We start from the raw sequence: 15,821 nt of genomic DNA, 5'->3' as shown, positions 1-15,821 counted from the left end.
CAAATAATATTTGCTTTATAGTTAAATCTATATTTCTACGCTTTCAGACTCTTTCTCTTTGATTGCTAATTGCCCACAAGCGGCATCGATATCTTTACCCCGGCTTCTGCGCACATTGGTCGTAACGCCTTGACTGCGGAGGTAATTAGCAAACTGATCAATCTTATCGGCTTCGGCATTGACAAAATCAGCCAGTGAGATAGGGTTATACTCAATGATATTCACTTTACAAGGAACATGCTTACAGAATCGTGCTAATTCTTTTGCGTCTTCAAGCTCATTATTGAAATTATGGAATACAATGTATTCGAAGGTAATAGGGTTCTTGGTTTTAGCGTAGAAATATTTCAAAGCTTCCGCAAGCGCTTTCAGCGAGTTCTGCTCGTTGATAGGCATGATTTCATTACGCTTCGTGTCGTTAGCAGCGTGTAAGGATAACGCTAAATTAAATCGTACCTGATCGTCGCCGAGCTTCTTGATCATCTTTGCAATACCCGCTGTAGAAACGGTAATACGCTTTGCAGCCATGTTCAGACCATCCGGTGAGGTGATACGATCAACCGACTTCAGCATATTGCTATAGTTCAATAAAGGTTCACCCATACCCATATACACGATATTGGTCAATGGGTGCCCATACTGCTCCTCGGCTTGCTTGCTGATTAAAACAACCTGATCATAGATTTCATCGGCATTCAGATTACGCTTGCGATCCATATAGCCCGTAGCACAGAATTTACAGGTCAGACTACAACCAACCTGCGAACTCACGCAAGCCGTCATCCGATCATCTGCAGGTATCAAAACGCCCTCAATAACATTCCCATCGTAAAGCGTAAAACTGCTTTTGATGGTCTTATCGGAGGAAATCTGCGACTGACGAACTTTAACAGCATTAATAGAAAAACGCGACTTCAAGTTTTCTCGCAAAGACTTGCTCAAATTACTCATCTGATCAAAATCAGTAGCAGATTTCTGCCATAACCATTCATAAATCTGCTTCGCACGGAATCCCTGCTCCCCCATTTCCACAAGAGCAGCCTTAATCTGATCGAGGCTCAAACTTCTGATATCTACCAATTTTGTTGCTTTTTCCACAGTGCAAAGATAAGTTATTTTTTATCAGTGGAACGTAATTTTGATGCTATTGCTAGAAATCATCAGTCACACTATTCGATACCTGTGCCTGTTCGCTTCGCTCTTTTTCTCTTCCGAATCGTCCGCAAAACATAAACCACAGCAGCTACTAATAGCACTACCGGCCATAATCCAATCACGCCCAAAGCCAAGTTTTCAATCAGATTCCACCCGAATGCAAATGCCTCTTTCACCCTTGTCATAAAAGAATTAGACCCCATCGGAAGGTTGGCTTTTTCCTCAAAAAGACGAATCGTCAATGTGCTGTAATTCACCTGACCGCTCATGCTTCGTAACACACTCTCGCTCGCATCGATTTCCTCCTGCAGCATCCTGATCTGCTCCTGAATCTCCAACAAGTCTTTAACCGACTTTGCCGAAGAAACCATCTGCTGATAGCGCTCTAAATAAGCACGCTTGCTCTTTAAGCGCGATTCCACATCGTAATATTGCGTAGAAACGTCCTCCGCCTTCAAGCTCTTCTCCGTTATCTTATCCTTCCCACGCTCCAACTCCGATAAAAACTTATCTAAATTGGCAGACGGTATACGCACAACCAAGTCATAAGAGGTGTAAGTATCTGCATTTGTTGCCGACTCATTTTCATAATAGCCCTGAAATTTCTTTAGGGTATTGTCTAAACCGGCCTTGCTCTCCTTTACGTCCTTCGCTTCGATGGACAGCGTCCCGCTACGGATAATCTTTTTCTCCGCAACAGGCTTGACCGGATCGACGGTGGAAACCTGTTCTGGAGAAGACATCTCTGCCGCAATCTTTCCTGTAGCCGCCGCATCCGCATAATCCGCCGCACTCATATTGTCCTCTAATGCAACTTCAGCGACCGCTGCATTTTCTCTCTTATGCGCTTGGTTGCAAGAACCAAGCAACAATAATGCACTTAGCATTAACAAATAGACTCTTTTCATAGCTATGTTTTTAGGAGGATGCAGAAAAGAGTGGTTTTCCATAAAGTATCTTTTAGATATTAGACATTAGATTTTAGACATTAGAGTATTGTCTGTCCCTGAATAGTGTTGACCGTTTTTACAATTTATCAACATGATCAAATATAGTTATTAGTGGTTTAGGAGACAATATCTCCCTAAACCACTTTTCTTCGAAACTCTCTGGCGACATCCTATGTAATGAGGTGTGCAGTCTTCGTTTATTGTACTGTTTGACAGCTCTATTGACCATTTTTTTTAAGCTTTCGAACGTCTTGGGCTTCCAATAATCCAGATACTCATTCTTGATGGTTCCATTGATCCGCTCAGCGTATGCATTGTCCTGGGCACTCTTGCCCATGCTCACCCTGCAATTATTCTCTTTCAACAGCTGCAGATAAGCTGTCGCATGATATTGGGAACCTCGGTCTGAATGATGATATTGGGGTGCCCCGTTATTCTTAAGGGCCATGCGTAGTGCCTTAAGATTAGCTGTTGACTGCATATGATTGGATACTTGATATCCAACGATCTTTTTGGTGTAAATGTCGATAATGAACACTCCATAGTAGAACCTATCGCCCACGTAGAAGTAGGTGATGTCCGATTGCCAAACCTGATTGGGAGTCCCTACAACCATGCCATTGATCAGATTAGGGTAGGCTGTGGAAAGCCCGCGAGTCGTCCTGCGATAGTTCTTCTTGACCTTCAATCGATATCCTAAAGACATCATGGTCTCTATGAAACGATCTCTCCCCACAAAATCCGGACGGAGCATATAATACAGTTTTTCCACCCCACAACCGGGATGTTCCTTACGCACTTTATCCGCTTTTTCGATCAGCTCAGCGAATTGAACCTGATAACGGGAATGGCGAACAGCGCGCTGATGCACCGCCTGTTTGCTCATACCAACGGTTCTATAAAGCTGATTGAGGGAATAATCTATTTTTCCTGCGTGTTCCCGGAACCATCCGATGGTGGGGTGTTGAAATTTTTTCTGATATCGACCTTAAGATCCTCTCCAGCGATGTCGATCATCTTCTCCAAGAAATCGATCTTGATCTGCTTCTGGCCGATCATCCGCTCCAGTTCACGGATACGCTGTTCCATGGCTTTTACTTTGTGGGTGCTACTTGATTTCATCTCCATTATACGTTGTCCTTTCTCATTAAAGTTAGAAAATTTAAGATCCAATTATAGATCGTGGGATTACTTATTCCATAAAGCCGCTCTAACTGTAGAACACTCAACTTCCCTCTCTCAAATAGGGAAACTATTTCCCGCTTAAAATCATCAGAATAAACCCGTGATTTCCTGATTAACCGCAAATTTGTTTGCATTTAGTACCTCCATTTTGTGGTCAACCTATTTCAGGGATGGACATATGACGGCTAGATATGGTCGCTATCTTTTAGCGAAAAGCGGGGGTATTTTGTTCGTTTTGTTCGTTTTGTTCGTTTTGAACGAAAAAGGAAAATTGTATTCGTTTGTTTTGAATCTGTAAGGAAAATTTGTTTTGAACCAGGAAAGAAAGGATTTTAGGATGAACAGGATCCTACCAATCCTTAAATCCTTAAATTTCTATTTTGTCTGAACCAGGAAAGGAAGGATAAAAGGATGACCTTGATCCAGCCAATTCTTGCATCCTTCCTTTCCTGGTTCAAAGACCAGACATCCTGCCAATCCTTTCATCTTTCATTTCCACCCGATCCTGACAATCCTTGCATCCTTCCTTGCCTGGTTCAAAACAACACACCCTACCAAATACTGCTTAATTCCCTTTCAAACCCAATGTAAACCCAATACAACCCCCTATCATAGCCGCTTCGAAAGGGCTTTGATAGGGGTTAGTATTGGGTGTGATTTAGTTTATGTAGACTTATCTTACAACGCAGTCTGCCTAATTATACTTAGCCGACTTCGCTCTAATATCTCATATCTAAAATCTAATGTCTAAACAAGTCCTTTCTTCACCTGTGGAATAATCTTATTACCATACAGTTCGATAGCTTTCATCATTTTGCTATGGTCCGGGCTACCTACGTCCATGTGCGCTGAGAAACGGGTCAGACCGAAAGTTTCTTGCATTTGGAGGATTTTGTCTACCGACTCGTTGACATCGCCAACAATTAAGTGTCCATGTCTTGAGCGGCCGTAATCGTATTGCGTGCGTTGGTAAGAAGGCCAGCCGCGGGAAGCCCCGATTCTATCCATTTGTGCAGCGTAGAAAGGGTAGTACCAGTTTGCTATTTCTTGCGAATCTTCCCCGAAGAAAGAATGCATATGCACGCCGACTTGCATATCCTCACGGTTATGTCCGGAGTCTACAAAAGCTTGTTCATAAACCTCAAACAAAGGTTTGAAGTTTATCGGCGAACCGCCAATAATCGCGAACATCACGGGCAATCCTAATTTTCCGGCACGGATAACCGATTCTGTTGTACCACCTACCGCAACCCAGATCGGCATTTTACCGTTGGTTGGTCTTGGATAGATCGATTGATTGATCAGGCTTGGGCGATGCTTGCCCGTCCAAGTGATAGTCTCAGCGTTATTTAAGCGTGTTAAAAGATTCAATTTCTCTTCGAATAGCGAGCTGTAGTCTTTTAAATCAAAACCAAATAGTGGGAAAGATTCAATGAACGAACCGCGTCCCGCCATAATTTCCGCACGACCATTGGACAACAAGTCGACCGTAGCGAAATCCTGATATAATTTTACGGGATCTGCGGAGCTCAATACGGAAACTGCGCTTCCTAGTTTGATGTTCTTCGTCACTGTTGCGGCGGCGGCTAAGATTATCTCTGGGGAAGCAACAGCATAGTCTGCACGGTGGTGCTCGCCCATACCGAAGAAGTCTACGCCGACTTCATCCATCAATTTGATCTCTTCTATGATTTCGCCTAAGCGAACTTGTGTATTCTGTATTTCACCTGTTTGTGGATTTATTTGTAAATCACCAAACATGCCTATTCCTAATTCCATGATATTTCTCCTTAAATGTTAAACAAAAATAGCCTGAATGAACAGGCTATACATTGATATATGTTAAGAAAGATCTTCTACCCGTGGATATGTTCTTTTTTTCCATAAGATTGGATCAGCTCGCCCTCAAAATCAAGCCATTCTTTCCAACGCTTATCCACATCGACGTCTATCGTATATTTTCTTGCAAAGTTCAAGAACGTTGTATAATGGTTTGCTTCCGATACCATCAGTTCATGGTAGAACTTCGCTAATTCTTGGTCGGCAATATTCTTAGACAATACGCGAAAGCGTTCGCAGCTTCGCGCTTCAATCATTGCCGCAAATAGCAAGCGATCGATAAATGCCATATTGCGAGAACCGTCTTTCTTTGCAAATTTCATTAATTGGCCTACGTAATCATCCTTGCGCTCTCTCCCTAAGATATAGCCGCGCTGCTGGATAATATCGATCACCATTTTAAAGTGTTCCATCTCTTCGATGGCAATTGCCGTCAATTCATGCACCAAGTCCTCATGCTCTGAGTTCTGTGTGATCAAGGAAATCGCGTTCGATGCGGCCTTTTGCTCGCACCAAGCGTGGTCTGTCAATATCTCTTCTAAGTTCGACTCCGCAATATTTGCCCAACGGGGATCTGTCAATAATTTTAATCCTAACATAGCTGCTCATATTATAGCGCAAAGGTACGAAAACAAAATTCATCCGGTGGAATCGCCCTAATTATGTTAATTTGCATCATGGGAAAGCGCGTTTTAATAATGGGGTTAGTATGGCCGGAGCCGAACTCCTCGGCGGCCGGTTGGCGGATGTTGGAATTAGTAAAATGCTTCCTAGCATATGGCTACGACGTCCATTTTGCCTGTGCTGCCGGAAAATCGGAATATTCCTTCCCATTAACTGATTTACAGGTCAGCGAACATAACATCCTATTGAACGACAGTTCCTTCGATCGCTTTATTACTGAACTCCATCCGGACATTGTGCTATTCGATCGTTTTATGGTCGAGGAACAATATAGCTGGCGGGTGAAATCGGCATGTCCTAACGCCCTGCTGATCTTAGATACGGAAGATCTACATAGTATTCGTTTGGCTAGGCAGCAATCCCATAAAAACAATAAGGACTTATCAGAAGATTCCTATGCTAATGCTCATAGCCTGCGCGAAATTGCAGCAATACTGCGCTGCGACTTATCTTTGATTATTTCATCCTATGAGATGGAGGTGCTAGACCGGGTATTTCGAGTAGCCCCTGAGCTTTTGCAATTCTTGCCTTTCCATATTACTGCTGAACAACGCGAAAACCCCGGTTTCCCAGACCGCGCAAACTTCGCTTTTATAGGAAATTTCATTCATGAGCCTAATTGGCAAACCGTACTTGCATTGAAGAAAATATGGCCTTCAATACGGAAACAATTGCCTGCTTCGGAACTTCATATTTATGGAGCCTATCCGAGTCAAAAAGTTTGGGAACTGAATAAGCCTAAAGATGGATTTATCATTAAAGGGCGTGCGGAAAATGCAATCGAAACGCTGGCACAATATCGTGTACTGCTAGCGCCTATTCCTTTCGGCGCCGGCTTGAAGGGGAAGTTCATTGATGCATTACGAGCCGGGACGCCTTCAATAACAACGACAATTGGAGCCGAAGGATTCTCGAATAATGAGCTGTGGAATGGCTATATCACAGATGTGGAAAAAGACTTTGTGTCGAATGCTGTACAACTAGCTTCCCATGAAAGCGATTGGCAACAAGCGTCGGAAAAGGGAGAGCAACTGCTTAAAGCATTAAATTCAGAAGCGTTATTCTCGGAATTTATGTCAACAATCGAAAAGCTCCAAGCGAATTTAGATGTGCATAGGCGGCAAAACATCATGGGGCAGATCCTATGGAGCAATCAATTTAGCGCAACAAAGTATATGTCGCTCTGGATTGAAGCCAAGAATAAAGGGTAAAAAAAGAGGCTACCCTAATCGGACAGCCTCAATTCTCATCTCAAGTTTATATTTAACGTCTTTCGAATCTTATTGTAGTAGTTGTAAGTCCTTCAACATTTTTAAGTGTGAAGTGTGTGATTGTTGAAATAATATTTTCTTGAATCTCATATTTGACACCATCGAACCACATCACTTTTTCTCCCTCAAGCTTATAAGGAATAGGTGCAGACATCGTTTCATCCGCTTTCATGATGTATGCATTGTTATTTGATTTAAATTCTAAGTTTTTAGAAACTTCATCCCCAACTATAACCGTTCTAACGCTTTCTTGTCCTTCTACACTCACTGTTTTTACTACATCAAACCATTTATTTGCTCTGATAATATTTACCGTAGTATCACGCTCGATACTATCTAGCGTATCCTTGCTACAAGAAGCCAAGCCAATTGCAACAAATAATAGCATCAATACCTTTTTCATAGTCTTATTCCTCTAGTTAAATATTGTACAATTCGAATGGACAGTTCCAATCATTATGCCAATTAATGTTCACCTTTATTTTTTAACGTTTGTTACATTTCCTTTCAGCTAGAATAATTCTACTTAAAAGCGGTTAAAATAAAGTTTTCTAGTCTTCAGAATTATTTTTCTACAGTTTATTTTTGGCGGCTATAACAGTGGCCGCCTTTATATTTTTGTATGCATTTGCTGTCCTTTTCGAGTTGTATGCTTTTGTTTTTCTTACAAAAAGAGAAGATTTAATTTCATTATCTTTAGCGAAACTTAAATCAACATGAAGACATTAAAAGGCCCTGGTATCTTCCTAGCACAATTTATCGCGGAAGAAGCCCCATATAATACATTAGAAAACATCGGGAAATGGGTGCAGTCCTTAGGATATAAAGGCGTGCAAATTCCTACCAATGACCCCGCGTTCTTCGATTTGCAGCAAGCCGCAGAAAGCAAAACCTATGCAGAGGAGATTAAAGGCAAATTGCAGGAAATAGGCTTGGAAATTACTGAACTCTCTACACACCTACAAGGGCAGTTGATTGCTGTAAATCCGGCCTACGATGAGCTTTTTGATGGTTTCGCGCCGGCAGCGGTAAGAAAGAATCCAAAAGCGCGTACAGAATGGGCTACTGAGCAATTAAAATACGCAGCAAAGGCTTCGGCAAACTTAGGCTTGAATGCACATGCGACGTTCTCTGGGGCTTTGTTATGGCATATGGTTTACCCTTGGCCGCAACGCCCTGCCGGTGTTGTAGAGACCGGTTTCCAGGAACTTGCCAAGCGCTGGTTACCGATCTTAAATGAATTCGACAAACATGGCGTGGATCTATGCTATGAGATACATCCCGGCGAGGATTTGCATGATGGGGTTAGCTATGAGCGATTCCTAGAAGCGACGAATATGCATGAACGTGCTTGTTTATTGTATGACCCATCGCACCTATTGCTTCAGGGCATGGATTATTTAAGCTATATCGATCATTATCATGATCGCATCAAGATGTTCCATGTGAAAGATGCAGAGTTCAACCCGAATGGAAAGCAGGGAGTTTATGGTGGATACAGCGGCTGGGTTGAACGTGCGGGAAGATTCCGTTCGCTTGGTGACGGGCAGGTGGACTTCAAGAGCATTTTCAGCAAGTTAGCGGCTTATGATTACGAAGGTTGGGCAGTGTTGGAATGGGAATGTGCGTTGAAGAACAGTGTGGATGGTGCTATTGAAGGTGCTGAATTCATTAAAAATCATATTATCAAGGTGACCGATAAGGCTTTCGATGATTTCGTTGCAACAGGTATGGATGAAGCTTTCAACAAGAAGATATTAGGATTGGGAGGATAGTATTATGAAGAAAACTTTGATTAGCTACTTCGTAGGCGTCGTTCTAGTAATGTCTTTCTCACCTCATTGTTTTGCACAGAAAACTGTGTCAAAACCTGTGAAGGTGATATTTGATACCGATATGGGGCCAGACTATGATGATGTTGGCGAAATTGCCGTTTTGCATGCGCTTGCCGATCGTGGAGAGCTCGATATTCTGGCAACTGTAGCAAGTGATGCACATCCGGATATCGCACCGACTATCGAAGTTTTCAACAGGTATTTCAATAAACCTCAGATTCCCATTGGACAAGCAAATAAGCAGCTTGCACCAAACTTTACAGCAAAGACAAATTGGAATGATGCATTAATTCAGAAATTTGCTCCTGAGGTCAAAAATAAGACCTATAAACCTGCTGCCGAGGTGTACCGCGAAGTATTGGCCAAGCAACCTGATAACTCCGTAACGATTATTACGGTAGGTTTTATGACTAGTCTGGCAGAACTGCTTAAGTCTCCGGCGGATCAGTATTCCAAATTAAGCGGCATGGACTTAGTTAAAAAGAAGGTGAAGAATTGGGTCAGTATGGCCGGCGGTTTTCCGCAAGGACGAGAGTTCAACGTTTTTAAAGATGCTTCTTCTTCATTCTATTTCTTCAATCATTTTCCAAGACCTATCCTCTTTACAGGGGTTGAGCTGGGAAACAAAATCAAAACCGGTGCTATGATTGCGGCAAAGAATGATCAAAGCAGTCCTGTTTCAACGGGCTATCAACTCAATCTGCCACATTATTTGGATAAACCTGAAAAGGCAAGGAGTTCATGGGACCAAACGGCGGTTTTGTTGGCAGCGAGAAACCCTGCAGACTATTTCTATTTAAGTGGCAATGGAACGTTTAAGGTTGAAGAAGATGGTTCGAATACCTGGATTCCCGACGAAAAGGGGTTGCATCGCTTTATTTTCCACAAGTATCCATATGAGAAGTTGGAAGAAGTAATCGATGAGCTGATGATGTATCAGCCGAAGAAGTAAAGAGGCGTTAAAAAAAAAAGAAGCTGTCCTTTCGGACAGCTTCATCAACACTATAACCGATTTTTCAATATAAATCCTTAGATATTAATAATCTGCGAAGAATTTCCTGGAATGGAATAATTCGCATCTCCTACTTGCATGTCTAGCACCTCGCTGGACGTGTTTTCGATTTCCATTTCTCCTTTGCTGATACGGATGGATAAAATTTTACCTCTAAACCCAATATTAAAAGTAAAGGATTCCCACTGTTCAGGAAGGAAGGGCTGAAAATACAATTGATTATTCTTGATACGCATTCCAGCGAAGCCCTGTACAATGCTCATCCAAGTTCCTGCCATGGATGTGATGTGCAGCCCGTCTTCGGTGTCATTGTTATAATCGTCTAAATCTAATCGAGCAGTTCGTAAATAGAATTCGTATGCCCTTGCCTCGTCATTGAGCTTAGCAGCTAAAATACTGTGTATGCAGGGCGACAGCGAGCTTTCATGCACCGTACGAGGTTCATAGAAATCAAAATTCCGACGTATATCGTCTAAGTCAAACTGATCCTCGAAGAAATACATGCCCTGCAAAACATCCGCCTGCTTGATAAAACAAGAACGGAGAATTCGGTCCCAGCTCCACTTTTGATTTAAAGGTCTTTCAGAAGCCGGAAGATCTTTCACCAACCATTGCTCTTTATCCAAGTAGCCGTCCTGTTGAAGATAGATTTTTAGCTTCTCATGATAAGGATAGTACATGTTATTCGCAACCTCTTGCCATAGTTCGAGTTCCTCTAGATCGAAACTTATCTTATCCAAGATCGCTTCGAAGCGCGCAACGTCCTGTTGTTTTACGTAATCCAGCGCTTCACGCGTATAGTTCAAGCACCATACAGCTAAGTAGTTGGTATACCAGTTGTTGTTGACGTTGTTTTCATATTCATTAGGACCCGTCACGCCAAGCATTACGTATTTCTCGCGTTCCTCGCTCCAGTTTACGCGTTGTGCCCAAAAGCGCGCAATGGCAACCAACACCTCTAAGCCATATTGTGCAAGGTAGTCCCAATCTTGCGTATAGTTGATGTAATTGTAAATCGCATAGGCGATTGCGCCATTTCTATGGATCTCTTCGAATGTAATTTCCCATTCGTTATGACTTTCTGTACCATCCATGGTAACCATAGGATATAGGGCTGCGCCATTTTTGAAGCCCAACATCTCGGCGTTCTCAATCGCCTTTTCTAAATGGTTATACCGATAGACCAATAAGTTGCGACCAACTTCCTGTGGTGCCGTGGACAAGTAGAACGGGATGCAATAGGCTTCGGTATCCCAATAGGTAGCACCCGCATATTTCTCGCCCGTAAAACCTTTAGGGCCAATGTTTAGTCTGGAGTCCGTACCGGTATAGGTTTGGAACAGTTGGAAGATGTTGAAACGAATTGCTTGCTGCGCTTTCACATCGCCTTCGATCTGAATGTCGCTTTGCAACCATTTGTTCGCCCAAGCTACCTTCTGCGTTTCTTTCAGTTTCTCAAATCCCACGGTATTCGCGATTGCAAGTTTTTCCTCGCAGGTTGCCAATAAAGCTTCCGCAGGATGATTGAGCGATGACTGCACACAGGCGAGCTTAACGATGTTAATCATATTGCCTGAAGTAATATCCAAGTGAAACTCTTCTGCTATCCATTTATTCTGTTGTAATACGCCCTGTTGATTTAGTTTCACTAAGTGCCCATCCGCATATATCTGCGTCTTCGCGCCAACACATAATTCGAACCCCGTCTTCAAAGTCTTGGTCTGTAAGAATACCCCATTTTCGGATTGCTGATCCGCTACGGGTTCCCAAAACTTAAAGTCGTAATTACTATCCTCATTGACGATATCACCATCCAACTTCGACACGACTTTAATCGCGGCATCAAAATTTAATGCCGTTAAGCTGTATTGTATCGCACCGATTTCATCATCAGCAATACTGCAGAAGCGGATACTATTCACCTCAATCTCTTGTCCCTCATTTATCGTTGCTCTAAAAGTGCGCTGCAGATAACCCTCCTGCATATTCAACACCCGTTTAAACTGGGTTACTTGACATTGGGCTAAATCCAATAATACGTTGTTGATGTAGATATCGATGCCTATCCAATTCGTCGAATTGATAACTTTATCGAATGTTGGCGGATATCCGTTTTTCCACCAGCCCACTCTGGTTTTATCTGGGAAATAGATTCCCGCCACATAAGAGCCTTGCAGACTTTCACCGGAATAGGCTTCCTCGAAGTTTGCTCTTTGCCCCATTTTACCATTACCGATACTAAATAAACTTTCGGATATTTTATTTAGGTGAGGATCAAAGCCCTCTTCAATAATATTCCAGGGATCGGCTTGGATGTAGTTTTTCATAAATAGATAATTATGTATGTGCTAAAACAGATTTTGAATAGCCTTCAATTGTATTTTTGTCAAATCTTCAACAACAAGGTGCGCCTTTCTGAGCTCCTTGGGCGAGCCTATTCCAATGGCTTTCATGGTCGCGCGCAATGCTGCTTCGACGCCAGCGCTTGCATCTTCGAAGACCACACAGCCGCTCGGTGAAATATGCAACATCTCGGCTCCTTTTAAGAAAACTTCCGGGGCGGGTTTCGATTTACTGACCACATTGCCATCTACAATGGCATCAAAATAAGGCGTTAGCCCTGTGTTATCCAATATTAGCTGCGCGTTTTTGCTTGCGGAGCCTAATGCGATCTTAATCTGATTTGTCCGGAGTTCTTCCAACAGCTCAAATGAGCCGGGCAGTACTTCATCTGCCTTCATTTCGGAGATCATTTCCACATACCAGCCGTTCTTTAAACTGGCAAGCTCATCCTGTCGTTCTTGGGGGAAATCCAGACCGCCCCATGTGAGTATTTTCTTTAAACTCTCCACGCGGCTGATGCCCTTAAGCTCTTCATTTTGAAGCTCCGTAAAGTCAAACCCTAACGAGTTTGCTAATTGCTTCCAGGCTAAGTAATGGTATTTAGCGGTGTCGACCAACACACCGTCAAGATCAAATAAAACTGCTTGCAATCCCATCTTTAACTTTTATTTTAACTCGAATACCTGTGTGCTAACCGCTGGGATATCCAACTCTTGTAAGTTTTCAATATTGGCCCCAGTCACGACATTGGTTGCTTGCGTATATTGACCTATGCCCTCTTGATAGCGCTTGGTTTGGAGCTTTACACTTTCCTGCTTGCTATTCATGATCACCATTACGCGTTTATCATCATTGTAGCGGAAATAAACATAGATACCGTCTTCGGGTATAAATTGCAGCATCTTCCCGTCTTGAAGAACCGGATTGTTCTTGCGATAATTCGCTAGTGTTTTAACATAGTTAAATGCTTCATTCTCTTTTTCAGTTCGTCCGGCAGCGGTAAACTTATTGGCTTTATCGTTCTTCCATCCGCCTGGAAAGTCTTCACGTACAAGACCGTCGGGACTGGCAAAGTTTTTCATCAGAATCTCTGTTCCGTAATACAGTTGCGGGATGCCGCGCGTGGTCAATAACCACGCAATACCTGATTTATACTTATTGAAATCCTCACCTACGACAGATAAGAAACGGCTTAAATCATGGTTGTCTAAGAATACGACATTACGATAAGGGTCTTCGTACATAAAGTCGCTGGCAAATGTATTGTAAAGACGGACTACGCCGTCCATCCATCCGAACTTCCCATTCAGGGCTTCATTGATTGCCCAATAGGCTTGGAAATCCGTCACCCCCTGCAACTTGGTATCAATACCCTGGCTGATCTTGTCGGCTTTGGTAAAGTAAGCCTGATTAGGAATTCCATGTACCCAAGTTTCACCGAAATAGGTCATCTTAGGATATTCCGCATCGATTGCTTTTCCCCATTCTGCCATAAAGCCTAAATCGTTGTATGCGTAGGTATCTAATCGGAACCCATCGATCCCCATCTCCTCGATCCACCAAATATGACTTTGAGTGATATAATTTTTAACATATGGATTATGTTGATTCATATCCGGCATATGCCTATCAAACCAACCATTCAACATGATGTCCTTATCCGCCTCCGCCGCATAAGGATCCATATGCACTTGCTCGCGGTAATTAGTTTTAGTAAAGCTGTCCCATTGATGTACCCAGTCTTTCATCGGCATATCCTTTACCGTAAAATGCTCCGTTCCGAAATGATTATGCACTAGGTCCTGAATCATTTTGATGCTTCGCTTGTGGCATTCCTCAATCAACTTACGATAAGCCTCATTACCACCAAACCGAGGATCAACATAATAGCTTTCGGTATTTGCATAACCATGGTAGGAGGTCAACGGCTGATCATTGGTCAATACTGGATTTAGCCATAAAGCTGTGACGCCAAGCTCTTCCAGATAATCGAGATTATTGATGATTCCTTGTAAATCGCCGCCATGACGATAGTACATGCTATCCCTATTTAGGGATTGATCGGCCATCCCTTTAATACGATCATTGGAAGGGTCGCCATTGGCAAAGCGGTCCGGCATAATGAGATAGACGAAGTCTGACGCATCAACGCCTTGGAGGGCGCGCTTAGCGGCATCTCGCGCTTTTAGCTCATACGCTTTCACATAATCTTTCTTTCCTTTTTCTTGGAATACCAAAGAAACCTTTCCAGCTTTTGCATCTGGATGTATCTTGAGGTCCAAGAATAAATAGTTCGGGTTTTCTACCTGCTGTTGTCTGATTAGCTCAACACCGGGGTAGTCGATACGGACTGTTTTTTTAGAGATGTTATTGCCATAGATCAATAATTGAACATTGGGATTATTCATTCCAACCCACCAGTTCAACGGTTCAATACGATCTACCTGCGCAAAGGAGGCTAGATGTATGAAAATAAAGATAATGGCAATAACGATCCTCATATTCGTTTGTTGTTTAGTTTTTTACGATTGTATAAGTTAAAGCAGTCGGGTTCATGGTCACGGTGTAGTTTCCAGTTTCCGTAATCGCGATATCAGCACCGCCCAATGTTAATGTGCCTCCACTGCCACCTAGGTTGGTTCCCCAATCGTGGTTTCTACGGAACTTGAATTTACCTGGATTAAGAACAGTCTGAAGTACCCAGTTTCCAGCGCCATCATTTACGAATTTCATGTCTGCATCAACCGACCAGTTCGAATTTGGAACCGCATCTCCTATCATGCCCCATGTCGCTGCCGTCTCCATCATCCAGGTATTGCTGTTCATATCCATAGTGATCAACACGGTGCCCTCGGCAATAGACTTAAAGTTGCCTCCTGTTGGGCTAATAGTTCCGTTGCCACCATCTCCGTAGTTCACATTCCAGTTCTTCGCAGGCGTAATTTTGAACTCCGAATCTTTGGCCGGGAAGCGTAGGATGCCGGTATAAATACCGTTGCCTGTAGGTGAGATCAAACTATCTGCCGTTGCAGGGTTCCATCCCTGATAAGCTCCCGGTAGATAGATCCATGAAGTCAATGGAATAGGTTTAGTACTGATATTGACCACATTACTGTAAACCGCAACGCTATTTGATATTGCCGACTTCAGACGAACTTCTACATCTGAGTTTTCATCAAATGATAGGTTCATAGCCGACAAAAGATTATTTAGCTCAAGCCCGGTATAGGATTTCGTAGTCACTCCGTTTTCTAGTACGACCTCTCTTGCTGGCGTAAAGTTGGTTCCTTTCAATCCAAATTGAAGAGAATAAGTGATTCCGGCATTATAGCCGAAATCAGAAAGCGTATGGTTAAACTCAATGACCTTGTCGTTCAAGGTTGCTTTCGAGAGTGCAACAGATGTTGCTGAGCTCGTCAGGTTACCTGATTGCCCGTCTTTTGCTATTGTTTTTACTTCATCCTTTTCGCATGAAGTGAACATCAGGCTACTCAGGCAGAATAATATCAGAAGTCTATTAATAAGGTTCATAATTTCTAGTGTTAAT

At 42.8% G+C, this 15,821-nt stretch carries 14 protein-coding genes; 3 read left to right on the top strand and 11 right to left on the bottom strand.

What is annotated here, in order from left to right; all coding sequences use genetic code 11:
- Positions 1-27 precede the first annotated feature (27 nt).
- From rlmN to QYC40_RS00755, 6 genes are all read right to left on the bottom strand, one after another.
- On the bottom strand, positions 28-1,098 hold the full coding sequence (gene rlmN / locus QYC40_RS00780) for a 23S rRNA (adenine(2503)-C(2))-methyltransferase RlmN (protein WP_301991856.1): 1,071 nt from the start codon (positions 1,096-1,098) through the stop codon (positions 28-30).
- Positions 1,099-1,169: 71 nt separating this feature from the next.
- Positions 1,170-2,063 carry a DUF4349 domain-containing protein gene (locus tag QYC40_RS00775; RefSeq protein ID WP_301991855.1) on the bottom strand — a complete coding sequence of 298 codons (894 nt, stop codon included), beginning with the start codon at positions 2,061-2,063 and terminating at the stop codon, positions 1,170-1,172.
- Positions 2,064-2,181: 118 nt separating this feature from the next.
- Complete coding sequence (locus QYC40_RS00770; RefSeq protein WP_301991854.1) at positions 2,182-2,991, bottom strand: IS3 family transposase; 810 nt, start codon at positions 2,989-2,991, stop codon at positions 2,182-2,184.
- 35 nt (positions 2,992-3,026) lie between these two features.
- On the bottom strand, positions 3,027-3,227 hold the full coding sequence (locus QYC40_RS00765) for a hypothetical protein (protein ID WP_301991722.1): 201 nt from the start codon (positions 3,225-3,227) through the stop codon (positions 3,027-3,029).
- A gap of 810 nt (positions 3,228-4,037) precedes the next feature.
- Complete coding sequence (locus QYC40_RS00760) at positions 4,038-5,069, bottom strand: LLM class flavin-dependent oxidoreductase (RefSeq protein ID WP_260043904.1); 1,032 nt, start codon at positions 5,067-5,069, stop codon at positions 4,038-4,040.
- 77 nt (positions 5,070-5,146) lie between these two features.
- Positions 5,147-5,728: a tRNA-(ms[2]io[6]A)-hydroxylase gene (locus QYC40_RS00755; RefSeq protein ID WP_301991853.1), complete on the bottom strand. Its 582-nt coding sequence runs from the start codon at positions 5,726-5,728 to the stop codon at positions 5,147-5,149.
- A gap of 99 nt (positions 5,729-5,827) precedes the next feature.
- On the opposite strand from QYC40_RS00755, the gene QYC40_RS00750 reads away from it, so the two are divergent.
- On the top strand, positions 5,828-7,024 hold the full coding sequence (locus QYC40_RS00750; protein ID WP_301991852.1) for a glycosyltransferase: 1,197 nt from the start codon (positions 5,828-5,830) through the stop codon (positions 7,022-7,024).
- A gap of 52 nt (positions 7,025-7,076) precedes the next feature.
- Here the strand turns inward: QYC40_RS00750 and QYC40_RS00745 are convergent, their stop codons facing one another.
- The gene (locus QYC40_RS00745) at positions 7,077-7,487 is read right to left on the bottom strand and encodes a hypothetical protein (protein ID WP_301991851.1); all 411 of its coding nucleotides are present in this window, start codon (positions 7,485-7,487) and stop codon (positions 7,077-7,079) included.
- 313 nt (positions 7,488-7,800) lie between these two features.
- Between QYC40_RS00745 and QYC40_RS00740 the strand changes: the two genes are divergently transcribed.
- Both QYC40_RS00740 and QYC40_RS00735 read left to right on the top strand, forming a co-directional pair.
- Complete coding sequence (locus QYC40_RS00740; RefSeq protein ID WP_301991850.1) at positions 7,801-8,859, top strand: sugar phosphate isomerase/epimerase; 1,059 nt, start codon at positions 7,801-7,803, stop codon at positions 8,857-8,859.
- Between the two features lie 4 nt (positions 8,860-8,863).
- Positions 8,864-9,871, top strand: coding sequence for a nucleoside hydrolase (locus QYC40_RS00735; RefSeq protein ID WP_301991849.1), 1,008 nt, complete (start codon positions 8,864-8,866; stop codon positions 9,869-9,871).
- Positions 9,872-9,948: 77 nt separating this feature from the next.
- On the opposite strand, the gene QYC40_RS00730 is transcribed toward QYC40_RS00735, so the two are convergent.
- The 4 genes from QYC40_RS00730 to QYC40_RS00715 are packed head-to-tail and all read right to left on the bottom strand — an operon-like array spanning position 9,949 to position 15,805.
- On the bottom strand, positions 9,949-12,258 hold the full coding sequence (locus tag QYC40_RS00730) for a family 65 glycosyl hydrolase domain-containing protein (protein WP_301991848.1): 2,310 nt from the start codon (positions 12,256-12,258) through the stop codon (positions 9,949-9,951).
- A 21-nt stretch (positions 12,259-12,279) separates the two neighbouring features.
- Positions 12,280-12,930, bottom strand: coding sequence for a beta-phosphoglucomutase (gene pgmB / locus QYC40_RS00725; RefSeq protein WP_301991847.1), 651 nt, complete (start codon positions 12,928-12,930; stop codon positions 12,280-12,282).
- Between the two features lie 9 nt (positions 12,931-12,939).
- A complete protein-coding gene (locus tag QYC40_RS00720) occupies positions 12,940-14,775 on the bottom strand; it encodes a glycoside hydrolase family 13 protein (RefSeq protein WP_301991846.1) in 1,836 nt (611 codons plus the stop codon).
- A 13-nt stretch (positions 14,776-14,788) separates the two neighbouring features.
- Positions 14,789-15,805, bottom strand: a complete 1,017-nt coding sequence (locus QYC40_RS00715) for a SusE domain-containing protein (protein ID WP_301991845.1) — start codon at positions 15,803-15,805, stop codon at positions 14,789-14,791.
- Positions 15,806-15,821: the final 16 nt, after the last annotated feature.

Origin of the sequence: Sphingobacterium sp. BN32 (assembly GCF_030503615.1) — a bacterium.
Classification (GTDB): domain Bacteria; phylum Bacteroidota; class Bacteroidia; order Sphingobacteriales; family Sphingobacteriaceae; genus Sphingobacterium.
Note: the sequence above shows the minus strand (reverse complement) of the source record. Positions and strands in the feature narration are given on the sequence as shown.